Here is a 15824-nt window from a genome sequence, read left to right on the forward strand (position 1 = left end):
CGTCAAGGATGAAGGCCGGCCGGCCGTGAAGGCGGGATCGACCGCCTCCTCGGGGACGCCGGCGGACTTGACAACGCCCCCTTTTAAACTGAATATAGGGACAACTCTGAAGGAGGCCATCATGGGGAATCATCGAGGTCTCGTTCTGCGTTTCCATCCCGCCCGGAGGGTCTCATGAAACCCGCTCAGCTGAAGATCGCCGGGGGCGTCCTGGTCGCCCTGGGCCTCGTGCTGGGCGTCCTGGCGTTCCTGCTGGGATCCGGCTCCCCGAAGGGAGAGCTGTCGCTGGACCTCAAGTTCAAGGACCGGGTCGTCAGCGGGGCCTACAAGGCCTACGGGGCCCGCGAATGCCCCGTGCCTATGTGGCTGGCCAAGTCGGTCTTCCGCAACGAGACCGGCCGGCGCCTGACGAACCTCCGGGTCCGCTACCGCGTCTCCGAGTACGCCGAATCCGACTGGAACAACTGGCACAAGTACGCGGCCGTGGACCCGGGGCAGACGGTCGTCGACCTCTACTATCCCATCTTCACCGCCCAGACGGCCCGCCTGACCAGCCGGGCCCCGGCCGACCTGTCCGTCGAGTACGAGTACACGGACGGCGGCGGCCGGAAGAAGGAATTCTCCGATACGCGCCGCCTGACGATCATGAGCCGCTACGAGTTCTTCTTCTCGGACATGACCGCCGAGGAGCGGACGGGCGCCTTCCAGGATTCCGACACCAATTATCCGCTGATGGCGGCCTGGGTCTCGCGCAGCGACGACGCCGTGGTCGGCCGCCTGGCCTCGCTGGCCAACAAGAAGGCCGGCGGGCTGGGCGCCTCGGAGAGCGACGAGGCCTGCATCGAGGTCCTGGGCCAGCTCTACGAGCTGATGCGGGCCATCCACGTCAGCTACCAGCACCCGCCGAACCTCCAGGACCCTAACATGTCCTACGACATCAAGTCGGTCCAGAGCCTGCAGTTCCCCCGCGACACGATCGAGAAGCGCAGCGGGACCTGCATCGACCTGGCCATCCTGATGGCGGCCATGATGAACTCGGTCAACATCGAGCCCATCCTGGTCAGCATGGACGGCCACTGCTTCCCCATGGCCCGCCTGCCGCAGAGCCGCAAGTTCGTCCCGGTCGAGGCCACGGGGGTCGGCGACGGCTACACCAAGAGCATGAGCTTCGCCGAGGCCAACAAGAGCGCCCTGGAGACCTGGAACAAGATCAACCGGACCGGACGCTATAACCTCATCGACGTCCGGGCCTTCTGGACGCAGGGCATCGGCAACCCCGAGCTCGACCCGCTGCCGCCCGACATCCTGGAGAAATGGGGCATCATGGACCTGGCCGAGCGGGGCGGCGGAGGTGGCGGAGGCGGCGGCCGGCAGCCCGCGCGGAGCGGCGGCGGGCCGGCGCCCCAGCCGGTCCGGGGCGGCCTGTCCGGCAACTGGGGCTGCCAGCTGACCATGCCGACGGGCCAGGGCGTGACCGGGGCCTGCCAGATCATCCAGCAGGGCAGCCAGGTCCAGCTCGTCTTCCGCTTCGCCTACCAGCAGATGGGCCAGGACGGAATGATGCACCAGGTCCAGGAGGTGAACGCCTTCCAGGGCACCTTCGACGGCGCCGCCATCCAGGCCGTCTGCAACCAGTCCCAGGTCGCCATCGACGGCGCGGCCGTGCCGGGCCAGGGACTGCCCTATCGCATCGTCCTCCAGGTCGTCCAAGGCGGCCTGCAGGGCCAGTTCGCCAACGCCACGGGCGTCACGGCCAGCCTCGTCCTGGTGCGCCAATGAGCGGCGCGGGGAGACACGCCATGAAGAACCAGACGCTTTTACGAAAGGCCTTCCTCGCGGCCCTCGCCGTGGCCCTGGCCGGCTTCGTTCTTCCGGCCCGGGCCCAGGACGTCGGTTACGACGGCAACTTCACGCTGTCGCCGGTCGGCGACCTGGACATGGTCCTCAAGATGACCCTGCCCATGGAGCGCTACCAGGGCCTGCGCGACAGCGTCAGCAACCTCTACCTGTTCATGCGCGACCTGGCCTCCAACCGGGCCGACGCGGAGGTGACCCGGAAGAAGGCCGAGTGGGACGACGCCTCGCGCACCGTGACCTTCACCATCCACATGCTCGGGGCGGCCCGGAACATGGGCAACCACTGGGAGTTCGACGTCGGACCCGGCGCCGTCTACAGCAATCTCGACGAGGACAAGAAGACCATCTACTTCAACGAGACGGTCGGCGACGGATCGGTCCGGGGCAACAGCCGCCTGGTGCTGCCGGCAGCGGCCCGGCAAGCCAGGTACGACGCCGCGCGGAAGATGGTGACCTACGCCCTGCCCGAGCCGCCGGGCAGGCCGGCCAGCAAGGCCCTGCTCATCCCGGCGATCGCGCTGATCGTGCTCGGGCTGGGCGCGTTCGGGGCCTCGTTCGCGGGCGGCCGCAAGGCGCCGGCCCGCCCCGCGGGAATGCCGCCCCCCTGAGGGCCGCGGCCCCCGGGCCGGAGGAGAGCGTCAGGTCTTCTTGACCCAGGCGCCGTTCTCCTGCTGGATCCACCAGCCGGAAGCGGCGCTCTTGGCCCATTCCGCGGCGAAGATCTTCTGGATCCGCTCGACCTGGCCGGCCTCGATGTTCAGGGCCTTGGCCACCTCGGCGTAGAGCTTGGTCCGGTCGCCGTTCTCGTCCTTGACCAGGTTCCGCAGGGCGGCCTTGGCCTGGAGGTTGAGGCCGGCCTCGTCGCGGACGTCCAGCAGGCCCTTGTTCGACTCGCCGATGTTGCCCGCGGCGAAGTAGGGCTGGAGCGAGACGAAGCGGTTCTTCATCGACTCCTTGAGGGCCCGGATGGCCGGCGTCGAGACGGAGGTGGCTTCCTGGGCATAGGCCGCGGGAACGAGCGAGAAGGCCGCGGAGCCCCGCGGGCCCGTCAGCTCGGCCACCGGCTCGGCGGCCTTCTTCTCCGCGTCCGTCTTGCGGATCTCGTCGACGATCTCGGCCGCGGCCTGCTTGACCGTGGCCTCGGGGAAGTAGATGTTGACCGTGATGCAGGCCAGGACGAAGACGAGGCCGGCGGCCAGGGCCGTCGCCAGGGCGTATCGTTTCTTCATGGTTCCATCCTCCTTGCGTCGCATCGTCAGTTCCCGGACTGGCCGATCCGCCTGAGCCGGCCGGTCATGTCCTTGAAGCTGATCTTCTTGCCGGGTTCGCGGTTCACCACATTTATACCAAAAAGCGGCGGCTTCTTCACCAGGTACTCGACCCCTCCCTCGTGGATGGTGCCGTTGAGGGTGAAGGTGTCGTTGCGCAGGGTGCTGACGATGCCGAGCTTCTGGTAGCGGAAGCCGCGGATGAACCTCATCCAGAAGCCGCCCGTCCCGCCCGAGGCCTTCTCGCCCGAGCTGAGGACGGTCAGGTTGTCGACGGCCTTGAGGCTGAAGGTCTGCGGCACGCCCTTGCGGGGCACCGACTCGATCTGGAAGAAGAACCGCTCGGGCTGGCCGTAACTGAGGACGAGATCGCGGACCTCGCCGCGGACGACGCCGGTCACCTCGCCGAAGGGCACTTCGTCGGTGAGCTTCTTCAGATCGAGGTCGACGAGATCGACGTTGAGCGAGATCGAGCGCCCCGGGGCGAACGGGTCGGAGACGGCCAGGTCGCGCAGGACGACCTGGCCGCCGAAGATGCTGGCTTCGCCCCGGCCGGAGATGGCGATCTTCCTGGAGCTGATGTCGAGGCGGGGGAATTCCGCCTGGACCTTGCCGGTCAGCTTGAATTGGGGCGAGGCGATGGGGAAGCGCGAGATGTCGATATCGCGAAGGGCCAGCGAGCCGACTCCCCGGAGGGATCCGGACGCCGGGTCGAGACGGAAGGTCGTCCGGCCGAGCTCGAGGCGGCCGCCGAAGAGGTCCAGGGCGAGCGGCTCGAGGCCCAGGGCGTTCGGGCCGGCGCGGAGGGCGATGTCCACGTTTTCCAGGGACACGAACGGGGTCCGGAGGCCGCCGACGCGGAAGAAGCCGGCCTCGGGGAGCGGGGCGCCGGAAGAGAGCGCCGGCGGGTTCGCGGCGGCGGGGCCTGACTCATAAAGAACGGGCACGTCGGCGGCGACGCCAGCGAGGAACTCCTGCCCCGTCGCGCGGGCGATGCTCGCGTCCGCAAGCTTGATCCGGCCGCCGACGGACAGGGCCCCGCCGCTCTTGCGGATATCGAAGGCGGCGGCCAGCCGGCCGCCGAGCTTCATCCGCGCCCCTTCCGCGACCCCTGCTTGCGCGTAAAGGGAATAGAACGGGCCGAGGCTTAGGTCGGCCGCGGCCTTCAGCTCGAGCGAGAGGGCGGGGCCGAGCTTAGCCGAGCCGGAGACGTCGATCGAGCCGATCTCGGGCAGGCGGGCGCGGACCGCCAGGCCGTCGATCTCGCCCGTCGCGGGAACGCAGCGCCCGGCGGCCGTCAACCGGAGCGGGTGTTTGCCCCAGTCGAGGTAAACCGATTTGAAAAGGGACTCGCCCCGGCCGATGTCCAGGCTGCCGCTGAACGAAAGCCCCTTGGCGGGCGAGCCCGCGCCTTCGAACTCGAGAACGGGGTCGAGGCCGTCGCCGGCGATCGTGAACGAGGAATCGTTGAACTTGGCGCCGGCCAGGGCGGCCGTGCCGGAGAAGGTCCAGTCGCCGCCGGACGCCGCGGGCCGGCGCGCGGCCAGCGCAAGGTCGAGCGCGCCGCCGAGGTCCCAGCCGGCGAGCGCGGCCGGAAGGAAGGGGGCGGCGGCCGTACGCAGGGCCGGCAGGTCAAGGCCCCGGCTCCCGAGCCTGAATTCGGCGGCCTGGCGCGGCCCCACGCCATAGCGGCCGGAGAGCCGGATAGGCGCGAGCCCGGGCAGCCGGGCCTCGAACGATGACAGGATGCCAGCCCGGCTAACGAGGTCGATCGTCCCCTTGGCCGCGAGATAGGCCTTGGCGAAAGCGACATGCTTGCCTTCAGCGGCCTGATAGTCGAGCCCGGCCAGACCGATATCAAGACGCGTGATATTGGCGGCCGAGGTCGACCCGGTGCCGACGACACGGAGATCGGCGCCAGTCACGGTCAGGCCGGAAACGGCCACCCGGCCCAGGGAGGAGCGGAGGTCGACCGAGAACCCGGGATCGGCCGACGGCCCGGCGGCTTCGATCCGGCCGGAGGCCTTGACGCGGACGGGACGCCCCCCGACCGGGGCGGAGAACTCGACGTTCTCGAGCGAGAGGGACGCGGCCAGGTGGTCCCTGGAGCTCCGCTCGGAGCGATGGAGGACGTACTTGCCCGAGATCCGGGCCCGGCCCCGCGGGCCGGCGTCCCGCAGCGCGGCCGGGAGCCGCGGGCCGATGAGCTTGGCCGCCGCGGCCAGGTCGTCGAGCCGGGCTTCGCCGCTGGCCTCGAGGAAGATGCCATAGACCGATTTCCCCACGAACCGGCACTGCAGATCGAGAAGTCCGGGGATGACGGCTTTCAGGCTGGAGACGGTCAGCTCCTGGTTGGGCCGGTCCAGGCGGGCGGTCAGGGCCAGGTTCAGGCTCTCGAGATCGACCCCGGGCCCGGCCGCGGGGAAGCGCGCCGCGCTCAGGTCGAACGTGCTCTCGACCAGGTAAGGCGAGGCCAGTCCGAGACGCCCGGAGGAAACGAGGCCGGTCGAAAGCGTCAGCGCGCCGGTCCTGTCCGTCATGGAGATGCGGCCGCGGCCGATCGCGTAGGTCACGACGTCCCGTTCTGGTCCGGGCGTCAGGGTGAGGTCGAGGCCCTCGATCTCGGTCCGGCCGGCCAGGAGCCCGAACGAAAGCCGGGTGCCGCTGACGGAGATCCGCCTGGCCCAGCCCAGCGTATCGGAGACCCGGAGCAGGACCTTCGGGATGTCCACCGGCGCTTCGGAAGCCGCGCGCTGATCCAGGCGGACGGTCAGGCCGTCGGCCTCGATCGAGTCCAGGGCCGGCTTGACGCCGCGAACGAGCTTCCAGAACTCGCCCCGGGCCTCGAGCCGGGCCAGGCCGACGGTGAGCTTCTGGAAACCGTCCTCGCGGCTGATCTCGACCGCCTCGGCGCTGATCCGGAAGGGGAAGAGCGAGTAATCGAGCCGGCCGAACGCGGCCGTGGACCCGGCTCCCTTCGACAGCTGCTTTTCGACGATGTTCCTGACCAGCGGCTTGTCGAGGACGGCTAGAAGGACCGCGGCGGCGAAAAGGAGGACGATGGCCCCGACGACGAGCGCCGAGATCCGGAGCGTCTTCCTAAGCGCCTTCTTCATGGTCCGGTGCGTCAATTATAACACCCTTCAGCCGCACCGGTCCGACGAGGGGGGCAAATGAAAAGGAAATGAGAAAGAAGGAGTTCAAACCTACTTTTTACTCATTTTTGCGCAAAAAGCAGGTTTGAACCCCTCTTTTCCATCTTCGACGAGGGTGACGTGGCCGTCGAAATCGGTGACGACCACCTCTCGGCCGCTGAGGGGGGTTAGCGTGTTGAGAAGGGCGACGCCGACCCGGTGCTTCCACTTGATCGCCCCGGTCGCCCCGTCGAGGGCCAGCAGCAGCCCGTTCTTCGTTCCGTAGAAGACGACTCCGTCCTTCTCGACCAGCATGGCCGAGTTGATGTCTTGGCCGAACCCGCCGTCGGTCTCCCAGACGGCCTTGGCGTCGTCCTCGGCCGTGGAGACGGCCGCGATGAGGTTCTCGGTGGTCCGGACATAGACCCGGGCGCCGTCGGCCGAGATGCCGATGGACTCGCGCACGGCCCAGTTGTCGGTGCCCCAGAGCTCCCGGCCCGTGCCCAGCTCGATGGCCGTCATCCAGGGGTCGGGGGCGACGATGAAGACGCGGCCGTTGGCCGCCACGGGCCAGCAGGCGGCCGGCGAGTAGAACCAGCTCGGCTTCTCCCCTTTCCACGTCCAGACGGCCTTGCCGGTCCGGGCGTCGAGGGCGTAGAGAAGCCCGTCCCAGGCGCCGAAGACGACCAGACCGCCCGCGACGAGCGGCTTGGCCTCCACGAAGCCGTCGATCCCGTCCTGGCTCCAGACGGGCCGGCCGGTGGCCAGGTCGATGGCCCGGAAAACGTGGTCGCCGGAGCCGATATAGACGACCTTGCCCTCGATCCGCGGCGAGGCCACGACCGGGCCGCCGGTCACGGTCTTCCAGACGAGCGTCCCGAGCCGGGCATCCAGGGCGTAGATCGCCCCGTCCGTTCCGCCGAAAACGACCAGGCCGCCGCCGGCCGCGGGCGCGGAGTAGATCGGATCGTCCGTTTTGAACTCCCAGGCGATGCTGCCGTCGCTCGTCCGCAGGGCCCGCACGGAACCCGAGGCGTCGGCGAAGATGATCGTCTCGCCGTTGGCCGCGGCCGGCGAGGCGATGGTCCACCCGGCGTTGAAGCGCCAGCGCTCCTTGACCTGCGGGTAGAGGGCGTTGACGCCGAAGTCGGGCCGGGCCGGCGTTCCCGGCCTGGCCCCGGCCTTCGCGCTAGCGCCGCCGGCGGGCCGCCCGGCCGCCACGATCGGCAGGCCGCCCTTTTCGAGCTCGATCCGGCACCAGGGCGCGCCGGTCCGCCGCTCCGTCCGCCCGGCGAAGGTCATCGCCTTGGCCGCGATCTCGACGATGTTGTAGCCCGGCCCGACGTTGCCGGCGCCGATGTTGGCCCGGCCCATGACCCCCCGCAGGCCCTCGAAGTCCAGCAGCTGGTCCTTGTGGCCGTGGCCGACCAGCACCGCGACCGTCGGAACGGTCTTCAGCTTGTCGAGGACGACGTACCAGTTGGCGATGCTTTCGTCGAGCGGGTAGTGACTGACGAAGATGGTCGGCTTGGCCGCCGAGGCCTTGTCCTCCAGCAGGCCCAGCAGCCAGCGGACGTCCTGCGGGGCCCAGTGCCCGTCGCCCATCCGCAGGACCGGTCCCTGGGACAGGCCGATGAACCGGAAGCCGCCGCTCTCGAAGGCGAAGCGGTCAGCGCCCCAGACCCGGACGAAATCCGAGCCCCCCGACTCCGACCATTTCGTGTCGTGGTTGCCGGGGATGATGTGGTACGGGATGCGGAGGCCGTCGAGGATGTCCTTGGCCAGGCGGAAGTTCTCGTACGACCCCTTGTCGGTGACGTCCCCCGTGACCAGGGCGAACGACAGGCCCGGGATCGAGTTGATGTCCGCGACCGAGGCCCTGAGGTCGTCGGCTCCGCGGGCCGCGCCGACGTGGGTGTCGCTCAGCCAGGCGAACCGCAGGGCGGCCTTGCCGGTGCCGGCCGGGCCGGTCTCCCCCGGGGCGCCGCCGGCCGCCGCGGCCGCGAGAAGGCCGCAGGCGATCAGGGCCGCGATCAGGAGCGGCGCCGCGCGAAAGGCGAATTTCTTCATCAGAACGATCCCAACGACAGATCGGCTATTGCGTATCCGCCTCAATCCTAAGGGGATGCCGGCTCCTTGTCAATCGGCCGCCCCGGACGTCATTGACGGCCCCGCGCCCGGGGCGTACACTCAGGACATACACCAGCCCCGGCAAGATGGAGGCCCGTCCATGTCGCCAAACCCCTGGGAAAGACGTGATTTCCTGAAGACCCTGCTGGCCGGCCTGCCCCTGGCCGCCTGGGATTGGAGCGCCTTCCCGCGCGGCGACGCCGGCCAGGCCGCGGCCCGGCCGGCGACATACGACGCGGTCGTCATCGGCGCCGGCCTCGGCGGCCTGAGCGCGGCGGCGGCCTTCGCCCGCAAGGGCTTCAAGGTCGTCGTCCTCGAACAGAAGGGCGTGCCGGGCGGCTACGCCTCGTCCTTCGCCCGTCCCGGCGGCTTCACCTTCGACGTCTCGCTCCATTCGACGACGGTCGGGACCCGCGACGGCGTGGCCAACCTCATCGCCGGCTTCCCCGAGATCAGGGACGTCGTCTTCTCGCCGCACCAGCCACTTTACAGGGCCATCTACCCCGACTGCGACATCCGGGTGCCGCATCGGGATCCCGCCGGCTATATCGAGCTGCTGAAGGCGAGCTTCCCCGGCGACGCCGAGGCCATCGACGGCATCTTCGCCGACATGAAGGGCCTGAGCGACGAGGTCGGCCGCCTCTCCGCCGCGGGCGGCACGGCCGGCCTGGCCGACTTCCCGGCCAGGTTCCCGTTGCTGTTCAAGAACTTCAACCGCACCTGGGGGGCCATGCTCGACGACCGGGTCAAGAACTCCAAGCTCAAGGGCGTTCTCTCCGGCCTGTGGGGCTACTTCGGCCTGCCGCCTTCCAAGCTCTCGCCGTTCTACTACGCCCTGCCGCTCCTGGGCTACCTCCAGTTCGGCGGGTACTATCCGGCCGGCACGTCGCAGCGGATCAGCAACGCCTTCGTCGGGATCATCGAGAAGAACGGCGGCCTGGTCCGGCTCAACACGAGGGTCGAGAAGATCCTGACCAGCGACCACGCCGCCGTCGGCGTCCGGGCCGCGGACGGCAGCGAGTATCGCGGCCGGGCAGTCATCTCCAACGCCAACGCCATCGACACCTTCACCCGGATGATGGACGGCGAGCGGGAGTTCCTCAAGGACACGCTGGCCCGCATGGACAAGCTCCAGGTCAGCTACTCGTCGCTCAGCGTCTGGCTCGGCCTCAAGACCGATCTCGTCCGCAGGGCCGGGCTGAAGGAAAGCGAGATCTTCTATTACACCGGCTACGACGTCGAGGCCGATTACGCCGCCATCATGGCGGGCGGGCTCCCGGCCGACCCGGGCTTCGGGCTGACCGTCTATGACAACGTCTGCCCGGGCTGCTCGCCCAGGGGCAAGAACACGATCAACATCCTTGTCGCCCAGGGCTGGGACTACTGGAAGAAGTACGAGGCCGATTACTTCCGCGGCGACAAGGACGCCTACACCAGGGAGAAGCTGCGGCTGGCCGGCATCCTGATCGACCAGGTCGAGAGGAAGCTCCTGCCCGGGCTCCGGAAGGCCATCGAGGTCGAGGAGGTGGCGACGCCGCTGACCAATCTCCGCTTCACCTCGAACCCGCGCGGCGCGGTCTACGGCTGGGACCAGACGATCGACAACTCCGGCCAGCGCCGCTTCCCGCAGCGGACGCCGATCAAGAACCTCTATCTCGCAGGCGCCTGGACCTTCCCCGGCCACGGCTACGGCGCCTGCATCCCCAGCGGCCTGGCCTGCTTCGCCGAGGTCATGAGGGACTGGAAGGGCCGGGGGGAGAGCCCGAAGGCCCCGCCGCGCTGACCGCCGAGCTCAGTCCGTCTTGCGCCGGCCGGCGATCAGGCTGTAGATCGCCGGCGTGGCGATGAGCGACAGCAGGACGGAGATGGCCAGGGCCCCGATGACGGCGATGGCCAGCGGCCGGAGCATGTCGGCCCCCGAGCCGATGCCGTAAGCCAGGGGCAGCATCCCCAGCGCCGCGGCCAGCGAGGTCATCAGGACCGGCCGCAGGCGCCGCCGGCCCGAGCGGATGAGGGCCTCGGCCAGGTCCATGCCTTGGGCCCGGTGCTCCTTGACGAGATCGAGCATCAGGATGCCGTTCTTGGCCACGATGCCGACCCCGATGATGGCCCCCAGCAGCGAGACGACGTTGAGCGATGTGCCCGTGATCCAGAGGGCCAGGATGGAGCCGAACATGGCCAGCACGGCTCCGAGCACGATGGCCAAGGGCTCGGCGAACGACCCGAACTCGAGCAGGAGCACGGTGAAGACGAGGAAGACGGCCAGCAGCAGGACGATGACCAGGTTGCGGAACGATTCCTGCTGCTGCTGGTAAAGGCCGGCGTACTCGACAGTCCCCGGCGGCAGCGTCTTATCCGCCCTGAGCACGCGCCGGATCTCGGCCATGGCGCTGCCCATGTCCCGGCCCTCGAGGCGGGCCGTCACGGCCACGTCCTGGCGGAAATCGTCGCGGCGCAGCTCGAGCTGGCCCGGCTCTTCGACGACGTCGACGACCTGGTCGAGCTGGATGAGGGCCCCGTCGGCCGAGCGCAGGGGCAGGTGGCGGAGCTTCTCCAGCCGGTCGATCCGGCCCGGCTCCGCCTTGACCCGGATCTCGATGACCCGGTCGCCTTCGAGCACGGTCGAGGCCGTCTCGCCCAGCATGGCGCCGTTCACCGCGGCGGAAATGGCCTCGGCGCTCAGGCCGAAGCGCCCGGCGTCGACGGGCCGGACGCGGAAGCTGATCGTCGGTCCCGTGTAGACCAGGCCGTCGAAGACGTCGACGACGCCCGGCACCTTCTCCAGCGCCGCGGCGACATCGGGGGCCTTCGCCTTCAGGAAGGCCGTGTCGGTCGAATAGATCCGGGCCTCGATCGGCTGGGGCGAATACATCAGGTCGCCGATGAGGTCCCCGAGGATCCCCGGGAACTCCCAGATGATGCCGGGCAGGGCCGCGTTCAGGCGGTGCCGCAGCTCGGTCAGGACCTCTTCCGTGGACCGCTTGCGGCCGGGCTTCAGCTTGAGCAGGAAGTCGCCGTTGTTCGGCTCGGTAATGAACAGGCCCAGCTGGGCCCCGGTGCGGCGCGAGTAGCTTTCGAGCTCGGGCACCGAGCGGATGATGTCCTCGGCGTACCGGAGCTGGCGATGGGTCTCGGCCAGGCTCGTCCCCGGCGGGGTCAGGTAATCGATGACGAAGCCGCCCTCGTCCATCGGGGGCAGGAATTCGCTCCGGAGCCCGCGATAGAGGGCGAAGGCCAGGACGATGACGACGACGCAGAGGGCGATCGTGACCCAGCGCTTCCGGAGCGCCCACCGGACCGCCGTCTCGTAGATCCGGATGACCCGCCGCAGCAGCGGGCCCTCGTCCGGGCCGGCTTCCCCGGCTACCGCCCCCGGCGCGGGCAGCAGCCAGCCAGCCAGCGAAGGCGTCAGCGTCACGGCCAGGACGAGAGAGGTCAGGAGGGCGACGACCATGGTCAAGGCCAGGGCCCGGAAGAAAACGCCCGTGATCCCGCTCAGGAAGGCCAGGGGGATGAAGACGACGACCGGGGTCAGGGTCGAGCCGACAAGCGGCCGGACGAGATCACCCGAGGCCTCGCGGATGGCCGTCAGCCGGTCGAGGCCGGAGCGGCGCTTCGTATGGATGGCTTCCACGACCACGATGGCGTCGTCGATGACCAGGCCGATGGCGGCGGCGATCCCGCCCAGGGTCATCAGGTTGAAGGAAAGCCCGGCGGCCTTGAGCGAGACGAGCGTGACCAGGACGGTGACCGGGATGACCAGGATGGCCACGAAGGTCGTCCGCCAATTCTTCAGGAAGAGGAAGAGGATCAGGACGGACAGGACGAGCCCGAAGATGATGGCCTCCCAGACGCTCCGGACGGAGGCCCGGACGAGCAGGGACTGATCATAGAAGAACGACAGCTTCAGGTCGGACTGAAGCTCGCCCTTGAGCGCCGCGAGGTCGGCGGTCAGGGCCTTGGCGATGTCCAGGGTGCTGCCGTCGGGCTGGCTGTAGATGTTGAGGAGGACGGCTTCCTGGCCGTCGGCGGTGACGTAGTTGAACACCGGCTCCGGCCCGCGCTCGACCCGGGCGAAGTCGCGGACGAGGACCGGGTGGCCGCCGGCGACCGTCACCGGGAAGCTCTCGATGTCCCGGATGGAGTGGACGCGGCCGTCGACGACGGCCAGGTAGAGCATCCGGTTCTCCTCGTGGAGCCCGGTCGAGGCGACGAGGTTGTTCTTGTTCAGGGCCTCCGTCACTTCGGCCAGCGTCAGCCCGGCGGCTTGGAGGCGCAGCGGGTCGACGACGATGTGATATTCGGGCGCGCGGCCGCCGACCAGGGTCACCCGGGCGATCCCGGGGATCTGGAGGAAGCGCGGCTTGAGCTTGTAGCGGGCCGTCTCCCAGAGATCGACGAGGCTCCGCCTGGGGCTGGTCAGGCTGACCCCGATGATGGGGAAGTTCGAGAAGGTGACCCGGTAGACCTCGGCCTCGGCCGTCGGCGGCAGGGAGGCGCGGATCTGGGACAGCCGTCCGAGCACGTAGAGCTCGGACTGGACCATGTCGACTTTCCAGCTGAAAAAGACGTTGACCTCGGCCGAGCCGCGGCCCGTGGCCGAGCGGATGGTCTTGACGCCGGGGATATCCTTCATCCCCTCTTCGATCGGCCGGGTGATGGCGGCCATCATCTCGTCGGCCGGCATGACGCCGTTGTCGATCAGGATGACGACGCGCGGGAAATCCGTCTGCGGAAAGACCGAGGACGGGATGGTCAGGGCGGCGTAAACGCCGGCCAGGCATAGGGCCAGGCAGACGAAGACGATGGGTCGGGAGTGGCGGATGGCGAACCGGCCCAGGGCGGAATCCTTGCTCATGAGGGCTAGGGCTTCCCGATGATGTGGATCTTCGTCTCGCCGGCCAGGGTGCAGGCATCGGTCGTAACGATGACCAGGCCCTCGGCCAGGCCCTCTCCCTCGATCTCGGCCAGGCCGCCGTCGCGGAGACCGGCCTTGACCGGCTTGGGCACGGCTTTCTCGCCCTCGACGACCATGAGCTCGGCGCCGCCGTCCGGGCCCGGCACGATGCTCTCTTCAGGCACGGCCAGGACGTTCCTGCGCTCCTCGGCGACGATGCGGATGCTCAGGAACTGACCCGGAGAAAGACCCGCGCCGGCGGGGACCGAGGCCCGGACGAGGACCGTGTCCGTCTTCGGATCGATGTCCCGGCCGACGACCAGGACCCGGCCCGGGGCGGCGTCGCCGTCGCCCCAGAGGACAGCGCTCCCGGCGCGGAGGCGGGCCGCGTCAAGGCTCGGCACGCGCGCCGTCACGACCAGGCGGTCGAGGGCGATGACCTCGGCCAGGACCGCGTTCGTCTCGACCGATTGGCCGAGACGGGCGTCAATGCGGACGACCGTGCCCGAAAGCGGCGCCCGGATCTCGAGAAGGGCCAGCTCCGTCCGGGCCGCGGCCAGGTCGCCCCGGGCGGCGTTGAGCGCCGCCTCGGCCTCCTGGAAATTCTTCGCGGACGTCCCGTCGGCCGCCAGGAGTTTCTTCTGGCGCTCATAGGTCAGCTCGGCCGCCTCGACGGCCCGGGCCGCCTTGGCCGCCGCGACCTCGGCCAGCCTGGTATCGAGCCGGAAGAGCAGCGCGCCGCGCTCGACGGCCCGGCCCTCGGAGCAGGCGACCTCGGCCAGGATGCCGCCGACGGGCGCGGAGATCAGGGCCCCGGCCGCGGCCCGGCCCGCGCCCGGCGGTTCGGGCTCGACCGTGCCGTAGGCCGTGACATAGCCGCGGAGCGTGGCCCGGACGATCTTGCCGACGTGGACGCCGACATCGGCGGCGATCGCCTCTTCCTCCCCGCCGCCCTTGGGGCCCAGGACCTTGACGAGCAGGATGGCCGCCGCGGCGACGGCCGCAACGATGAGCCCGGTCGCGACCTGGCGTTTAGTCATCTTGGCGCTCCTTGGCCGGGCCCGCGGCCGGCCGGGACAGGGTGGTGATCCAGTCCTTGACGTCGAGCGGGCTCTGGGCCGCGTTCTCGAGCCGGCCGACCGCGGCCTGGGCCTGGACCAGGGACTCGAGCCAGGCCTGCGCCCCGGCGTTGAGCTCGAGCTCAATCCCGATGAGCTCGAGCTTGGAGATCTCGCCGAGATCGCGCTCGGTCCGGGCCCGCCGCGCTTGCTCCGTGAGGTGGATCAGCAGGTCCTCGGCGGCGCCGGACTTTTTGACGGCGGCCCGGCAGTCTTGGACGGCCGCATCGAGCTCGCCGATGACCTCGGCCTGGAGGGCCAGGAACTGCGCCGCGCTCGCTTCGCGGGCGGCCAGGGCCTCGGCGATCGGGCCCCGGTTGCGGCTGAAGAGGGGCAGAGAGAGGGCCACGCCGAGCGTCCATTTGCTGTCGGTCTGGTCGAGCTGATAGTCCGGGCCGAGGACGAGATCGGGATACTGCTTGGCGACCTCGAGCCTCAGGGCCATCTGGCTGGCCTCGTAGGCGGCCAGCGCCGCCAGGATATCCGACCGGTTGAGAACGGCGTGGCGCCGGACCTCCCCGGCCGGTAGGTCGGACGGAGGCGCCTGGCGGAACTCCTCGAACGAAAGGCTCACTCCCTCGAGCGCCCCGCGGGCCAGGCCGAGAGCGGCCGCCAGGCCGGCCTGGGCCTCCTCTTTGAGGCGCGCGGCCTCGATGGCCTCCAGCCGGGCCGTGTCGAGAGCCAGGCGGGCCTGGGTCAGGTCGTAGACCGAGATCTCGCCCGCGTTCTTTTGGAGTTCGAGAAGGCGGACGAGCTCGGCCTGGAGCTTCTCCTGCTCCCCGAGAAGGTCCGCCCGCTCGCCGGCCGCAAAGAGCTCGAGCATCGCGGCGCGCAGGCGGCTGCGGACGCTCCACGCGGCGGTATAGATCTGCCAGCGCGCCGAGGCGGCCAGGTCACGGGCTTGAGCGATCCGGATGCCGCGCTTGCCGGCCGTTTCGATGGTCAGCTCGAGAGCGACCTCCGGGATCCAGGGTGTGACCTCGCTCCGGGGCGACGTGCTGTTGTAACCCATCAGGGGGTTGAGGGCCGGGTTGATGCGCTCGCCGGCGGTAATCCGGCCTCCCTGGGCGACGCCCCACTGGGCCCGGGCGACGTCCATGTCCGGGTGATAGTAAAGGGCGACGAGGGTCAGGGCTTTGAGGCCCCAGACGGCGGGAGGCCAGCTCTCGGCCTCTTTGTTGGCCACGAGAAAGGCCTCCAGATCGGGCGAATCGAGCCGGCGGGCCTCGAAGGCCTCCAAGGTCCGGCCGGGTATGACCGGCTTGGGGTGATAGCGGACGCAGGCGCCGGCCAGGCTGAGAGCGAAGACGGCGCCGATGGCCCCAAACGGCCGGCCTGCCTTCACGGAGCCTCCTTGGCGGACGATATCCGCCCTTGAGACGGTTCGGCGAGTATTTTCTTCCAGCTCCGTCGATTATGC

The 15824-nt window shown here is 69.5% G+C and carries 9 protein-coding genes; 3 read left to right on the top strand and 6 right to left on the bottom strand.

The window, feature by feature from the left end; all coding sequences use genetic code 11:
• The first annotated feature begins 174 nt into the window (after positions 1–174).
• Together ABFD52_11925 and ABFD52_11930 are read left to right on the top strand one after the other, a co-directional pair.
• On the top strand, positions 175–1779 hold the full coding sequence (locus ABFD52_11925) for a transglutaminase family protein (protein MEN6561473.1): 1605 nt from the start codon (positions 175–177) through the stop codon (positions 1777–1779).
• Between the two features lie 20 nt (positions 1780–1799).
• A complete protein-coding gene (locus tag ABFD52_11930) occupies positions 1800–2465 on the top strand; it encodes a hypothetical protein (protein ID MEN6561474.1) in 666 nt (221 codons plus the stop codon).
• Between the two features lie 30 nt (positions 2466–2495).
• Here ABFD52_11930 and ABFD52_11935 read toward each other — a convergent pair whose 3' ends face one another.
• The 3 genes from ABFD52_11935 to ABFD52_11945 all read right to left on the bottom strand — a co-directional run bounded on the left by ABFD52_11935 (position 2496) and on the right by ABFD52_11945 (position 8329).
• Positions 2496–3086, bottom strand: coding sequence for a DUF1318 domain-containing protein (locus ABFD52_11935; protein ID MEN6561475.1), 591 nt, complete (start codon positions 3084–3086; stop codon positions 2496–2498).
• Positions 3087–3112: 26 nt separating this feature from the next.
• Positions 3113–6241, bottom strand: a complete 3129-nt coding sequence (locus ABFD52_11940; GenBank protein MEN6561476.1) for a hypothetical protein — start codon at positions 6239–6241, stop codon at positions 3113–3115.
• Positions 6242–6331: 90 nt separating this feature from the next.
• A complete protein-coding gene (locus tag ABFD52_11945; protein MEN6561477.1) occupies positions 6332–8329 on the bottom strand; it encodes a PQQ-binding-like beta-propeller repeat protein in 1998 nt (665 codons plus the stop codon).
• 160 nt (positions 8330–8489) lie between these two features.
• Here ABFD52_11945 and ABFD52_11950 point away from each other — a divergent pair, with 160 nt between their 5' ends.
• A complete protein-coding gene (locus tag ABFD52_11950) occupies positions 8490–10172 on the top strand; it encodes an NAD(P)/FAD-dependent oxidoreductase (protein MEN6561478.1) in 1683 nt (560 codons plus the stop codon).
• Positions 10173–10181: 9 nt separating this feature from the next.
• Here the strand turns inward: ABFD52_11950 and ABFD52_11955 are convergent, their stop codons facing one another.
• The 3 genes from ABFD52_11955 to ABFD52_11965 are packed head-to-tail and all read right to left on the bottom strand — an operon-like array spanning position 10182 to position 15749.
• Positions 10182–13247, bottom strand: coding sequence for an efflux RND transporter permease subunit (locus ABFD52_11955; protein ID MEN6561479.1), 3066 nt, complete (start codon positions 13245–13247; stop codon positions 10182–10184).
• Between the two features lie 5 nt (positions 13248–13252).
• Positions 13253–14326 carry an efflux RND transporter periplasmic adaptor subunit gene (locus tag ABFD52_11960; protein ID MEN6561480.1) on the bottom strand — a complete coding sequence of 358 codons (1074 nt, stop codon included), beginning with the start codon at positions 14324–14326 and terminating at the stop codon, positions 13253–13255.
• A complete protein-coding gene (locus tag ABFD52_11965) occupies positions 14319–15749 on the bottom strand; it encodes a TolC family protein (GenBank protein ID MEN6561481.1) in 1431 nt (476 codons plus the stop codon). The genes ABFD52_11960 and ABFD52_11965 overlap by 8 nt, the downstream gene beginning before the upstream one ends.
• Positions 15750–15824 lie beyond the last annotated feature (75 nt).

Source organism: Acidobacteriota bacterium (assembly GCA_039683095.1).
Classification (GTDB): domain Bacteria; phylum Acidobacteriota; class Aminicenantia; order Aminicenantales; family Saccharicenantaceae; genus RBG-16-66-30.

Excerpts from the sequence above, each read along its gene's own strand:
- ABFD52_11945 (MEN6561477.1), bottom strand. The coding sequence starts at position 8,329 with ATGAAGAAATTCGCCTTTCGCGCGGCGCCGCTCCTGATCGCGGCCCTG.
- ABFD52_11960 (MEN6561480.1), bottom strand. The coding sequence starts at position 14,326 with ATGACTAAACGCCAGGTCGCGACCGGGCTCATCGTTGCGGCCGTCGCC.
- ABFD52_11935 (MEN6561475.1), bottom strand. The coding sequence starts at position 3,086 with ATGAAGAAACGATACGCCCTGGCGACGGCCCTGGCCGCCGGCCTCGTC.
- ABFD52_11955 (MEN6561479.1), bottom strand. The coding sequence starts at position 13,247 with ATGAGCAAGGATTCCGCCCTGGGCCGGTTCGCCATCCGCCACTCCCGA.
- ABFD52_11930 (MEN6561474.1), top strand. The coding sequence starts at position 1,800 with ATGAAGAACCAGACGCTTTTACGAAAGGCCTTCCTCGCGGCCCTCGCC.
- ABFD52_11940 (MEN6561476.1), bottom strand. The coding sequence starts at position 6,241 with ATGAAGAAGGCGCTTAGGAAGACGCTCCGGATCTCGGCGCTCGTCGTC.
- ABFD52_11925 (MEN6561473.1), top strand. The coding sequence starts at position 175 with ATGAAACCCGCTCAGCTGAAGATCGCCGGGGGCGTCCTGGTCGCCCTG.
- ABFD52_11950 (MEN6561478.1), top strand. The coding sequence starts at position 8,490 with ATGTCGCCAAACCCCTGGGAAAGACGTGATTTCCTGAAGACCCTGCTG.